Source organism: Bacillus sp. JJ1127 (assembly GCF_036965845.1).
Classification (GTDB): Bacteria; Bacillota; Bacilli; order Bacillales; family Bacillaceae_G; genus Bacillus_A.
In genome coordinates, this window is the sequence record NZ_JBALQK010000216.1 from 1 (window position 1) to 4,082 (window position 4,082).

General features: G+C 33.7%; 5 protein-coding genes. All 5 read right to left on the reverse strand.

Translation table 11 applies throughout. The features are described 5' to 3' along the window. Positions 1-371: 371 nt before the first annotated feature. Positions 372-950, reverse strand: coding sequence for an SGNH/GDSL hydrolase family protein (locus V7183_RS19640; protein WP_335360554.1), 579 nt, complete (start codon positions 948-950; stop codon positions 372-374). A 15-nt stretch (positions 951-965) separates the two neighbouring features. Beyond that, a complete protein-coding gene (locus tag V7183_RS19645) occupies positions 966-1,790 on the reverse strand; it encodes an MBL fold metallo-hydrolase (RefSeq protein WP_335360555.1) in 825 nt (274 codons plus the stop codon). A gap of 36 nt (positions 1,791-1,826) precedes the next feature. After that, positions 1,827-2,390 carry a DUF7010 family protein gene (locus V7183_RS19650; protein WP_335360556.1) on the reverse strand — a complete coding sequence of 188 codons (564 nt, stop codon included), beginning with the start codon at positions 2,388-2,390 and terminating at the stop codon, positions 1,827-1,829. 103 nt (positions 2,391-2,493) lie between these two features. Beyond that, positions 2,494-3,345: an aminoglycoside phosphotransferase family protein gene (locus V7183_RS19655; RefSeq protein WP_335360557.1), complete on the reverse strand. Its 852-nt coding sequence runs from the start codon at positions 3,343-3,345 to the stop codon at positions 2,494-2,496. A gap of 111 nt (positions 3,346-3,456) precedes the next feature. Further along, entirely contained in the window at positions 3,457-3,954 is a 498-nt protein-coding gene (locus V7183_RS19660) for an NUDIX domain-containing protein (RefSeq protein ID WP_335360558.1), read from the reverse strand. Between the last annotated feature and the right edge of the window lie 128 nt (positions 3,955-4,082).

Below are 4,082 nucleotides of genomic sequence, written 5' to 3' on the forward strand. Positions count from 1 at the left end.
ATAATGACCAAATCACCCTTTACTTTTAGCAATTTTTTCGCATCTTCGAAATATGATTAATCTAAAAAATAAATAAACAAGTACATTTATCGTAAGAAAGAGTAAATCTGTTCCTCCAATAGTAAACAAAAATTACTTATTTATAGCTATATCTTGAATTAATTGTAGTCCTAATATAAATGGAACATATTTTAGAAAGGAGCTACCGTTAATAGAATAGATGTAAGGCCTATAATAAATTGAAATAATTTGCCGTTAACATAGCACCGACGAGCAAAACAGAAATAGTTACTAAATTAATAAGCATCGTACTTGTCATGCTTATAAGTACGATACTTATTAAATATAATTGCTCTAAAGTCCCTTGTCCTTTACATCATTAATTTCACAATCCCTTTTAACTTCTCTCCGATTAACTCTGATAAGTATTCATAACCAGCTACTCCAAAATGTAGTCCATCACGCTCTTCATTTTCCACAAATCTCTTATAGTCTGATTCTTGCATCATATGAGAATATAAATTAAGAAAATGACTTCCCGTTTGCTTCGCTACTTCTTCCATCGTTTTTGCATACTGTTCTAATACTTCATTTGTTCTTGCATGCTGGTTTTCCTCATCGACTGGTGCTGGACTAATGAGAAGTACTTTTTCTGGAGATATTCTTTTAACAATCTCAATCAGATTTTCTTTATATTCTTGTAGTAATACTTGTTTATGGAACGCCGCATCATTTGTACCAAAAAAGACCGTTACAAATGTCGGCTCATAAGATAAGACGTCTTCTTCTATCCTTCTCAAAGCATCAAACGTATTATCACCCGGAACCCCTGCATTTACTACTTTCCAATCAGAAAACAGCTCTTGTAAACGTGGCGTTAATCTAGGTACTCCATTCCAAAATGTTTCATCAGCTGTAATACTATCCCCAAAGCATACTAATGTATTCATTTCTGTTTCTCCTTTTTATGTATGAAATAATTTCCCTTCTAATGCGGCAATATAGCGCTGTGCCGAACGCTCGACAGCCTCATTTGCATCATCTTTTACTACACGATGAAAAGCGTTGTATAAACGATTAAAAGGAAGTGGCTTTACTCTTTTAGCCATCTCTTCAACCTTATTTGCTGGTAATGGAATTAAATTTGGATAGCTGTACATAAAGCTCACCCACTGCTGATCCGCAACAACTTGAATAATATCACCTGTTAATAAAATCCCTTCCCCATCATTCCCTTGTGTCCAATGTAAAACAGAACCACCTTTAAAATGTCCGCCTAAACGGTGAATAGTTAATCCATCAGCTAATTGCAATGATTCTCCTGACCAAAAAATAATATGTTTACTTGGACGCATTACCCACTCTTTATCATCTTCATGTATATATATCGGTACATCGAATCTTTCTGCCCATTCTACTTGAGTAGAATAATAGTGCGGATGAGATAACGCAATTGCATCTAATCCCCCTAATTCTTTTACTTTTCCTATCGTAGTTTCATCAAAGTACGAAATACAATCCCATAGTAAATTGAATGATTCTCCATTCACCATATAGGCTGTTTGGCCAATCGCAAATTCTGGTTTTGTTGTAATACTATAAAGCCCTGTTTCTTCCTCAATTATTTCATTTTTATATGTATGACTCTCTTGTAAATCCTCCAGTGTTGTCCAAGATTGACCTTTCGGATTAACATACTGTCTCTCCTCATTGCAAATCATACAATTCACTGGTTCTTCTACACTTGCTGCATATTGTACGCCACATGTTGTACAAATAAAGTTTTTCATAAAAATTCTCCTATCCCCTTTTTGTTTTCTATTCTTTTAAGCTGTCATTTTACCATTCCGTTGATTTCCTACTTTTTTATTTTCGATAGATAAACCTACAATTGTAATTACATAAACAGCTGTAACTGCAATCGGTATTACTATAAATCCTTTTTCCGAAAGTAAAACCCCACATATAGATGTTACTAATACTGTACCAACTGATAACAAACCATAACTCTTACTTTCATATATCCACACATATGGTAAAAAATGAACTCCTACTAAAACAGCTACTGTAAATGGTAACCACTCGGGCATTTGAAAATATACAAATACTACAAGCGGAATATTTAGTACATTTATCGCACCAATTATTCCCCCTAAAGATCCCATCGGATTCCCTTTTGCAAACATATCAATTTTCAATAGTGCCGCTAGCATTAAACCAACTGGAAAGACACACCCCATTCCAATCAGATACACCCAAACCGTATACTTTTCCGGCAATATACTGCCTGCTATACTAGCAATAATCCAAAATATTAAACCAGCCAGCACTACAGGAAGTCCCCTTTTTGTTCTTTTTGCTAAATCTCTTTTTGCTTCCAAAACATTCATTTTTCCGTGCCTCCCCAAAAACATAAAAATATGTTCAAATATAACGAAGTCGTCTCATTTTGAACAATTGGCTGTCACGTTTAAAATGAAGCGCTTAAATTTTTCAACGAATTAGATTCATCCAATAACACCAAGCTTTTAAATAGTCTTCTAAGTCTTCAGGATGATGTCTAATACAAGTTTCTAATCGAAGATATAACCCTATTATTACTTCTTCATACAAAACTTTTCCTTTTTTATTTTTATGAAATACACATTGTTCCACTACATAGTCGATTGTTTCCTTCGTCAAATCTTCAGGCGTCGAACAAAATGCATAAATTAAGTCATATATTGGATCTCCCAGAACCGGCAAAGGATCAATCACACCATATAATTTATTTTCTTTAAATATAAAATTGTGAAATCCACAATCCCCATGTAATAAATACGGTTGATTACTATGGGAATGTCTATTTGGACTATGTACGAATTCAAGAACAATACGAAAATCCTCTTCTATTATATAAGTTTTTAAATTCTCACTAGCCTCCATCACTCTTTTTAAAAGAAAATCTTGCCAAGAGTCTACCGGTTCTTCTTTCCATCCCCATTGCTCCATTTCCATAGTTACTTTATATGTATGAATCACTTCCTGTACAAGTGTACAAAGAACATCTCTTTTATTCCCAACATCATAACTTGTAGAACCTGGAATAAATGAGTAGACTATATATCTATTGAGTGGATCAACATACAAAAGCTTAGGAAATAGACTATCGTTTTCATAAAAATTGAGAAAATACGCTTCTTCTTCGATGACTTCTGGTTCATTCAACTTTACAACACACTGCTCTTTTCCTTCTATAAGATACAGCCTACTTGTGGTACCGCCAGTTAATTTCTTATACCCTTTCGGATAATTAGCAATAACTTCATTAACAACCAACTGTTCAATAATTTCTGAAATATCCACTTTTATCATCCTTACTTACATATCACTACTATAGATGAAACGACTTTATTATTATTTGACAAATATAAGGAAAAACCTTTAAAAATCTTTATATTACAGAAAGAGAAATCCTTATTCTTCTGAAATCGATAATGCAACAGCTAATATTCCATCACAAATCTCATTCCAATTCGAATAATATAATGTAACCTCACTCGGTTTCACCAATATCCTTCTATTTGATTCATACTCTCCATCAAAATCATGTACTTCTGTAACATTCATCAGATAAAACGGCTGATATCCTATCTTTGAATATAGACCATTTTCATTCCAACTCGGATTTTCACTATGGTCTACAATCATATATCCTAGTAAGGTACATTCACCTTTCACATACCCTTCTTCCCACGCCTCCCTCTGAAAGCATTCTTCTGGTGTTTCATCCTGTTCAATATGTCCCCCAGGAAAATCCCAACTACGATTATGATGATCTATTAATACAATCTCACCTTTATAAAAACAAAAACCATGAACACTCGTAATTCCTTTATAATCTGGTAATGTATTTGCTTTTTTCCATGTTAATTTCACTTTTGATTCTCCATAGTTCGCGTATATCGTTGTCATTCTCTTCCGCCCCTTCATTGCAAAAACACCTATAAATATATAGATACCAACGATTAGGTTTTCCAATCTCCCAGGCCCTATATTTTCACCTTTTTCTATCAATATTTTATTCTTGCATACTAAAACCC

What these genes read in the sequence shown, in the direction of transcription:
- V7183_RS19640 (WP_335360554.1), bottom strand. Translation starts at nt 950, where the DNA reads ATGAATACATTAGTATGCTTTGGGGATAGTATTACAGCTGATGAAACA.
- V7183_RS19645 (WP_335360555.1), bottom strand. Translation starts at nt 1,790, where the DNA reads ATGAAAAACTTTATTTGTACAACATGTGGCGTACAATATGCAGCAAGT.
- V7183_RS19650 (WP_335360556.1), bottom strand. Translation starts at nt 2,390, where the DNA reads ATGAATGTTTTGGAAGCAAAAAGAGATTTAGCAAAAAGAACAAAAAGG.
- V7183_RS19660 (WP_335360558.1), bottom strand. Translation starts at nt 3,954, where the DNA reads ATGACAACGATATACGCGAACTATGGAGAATCAAAAGTGAAATTAACA.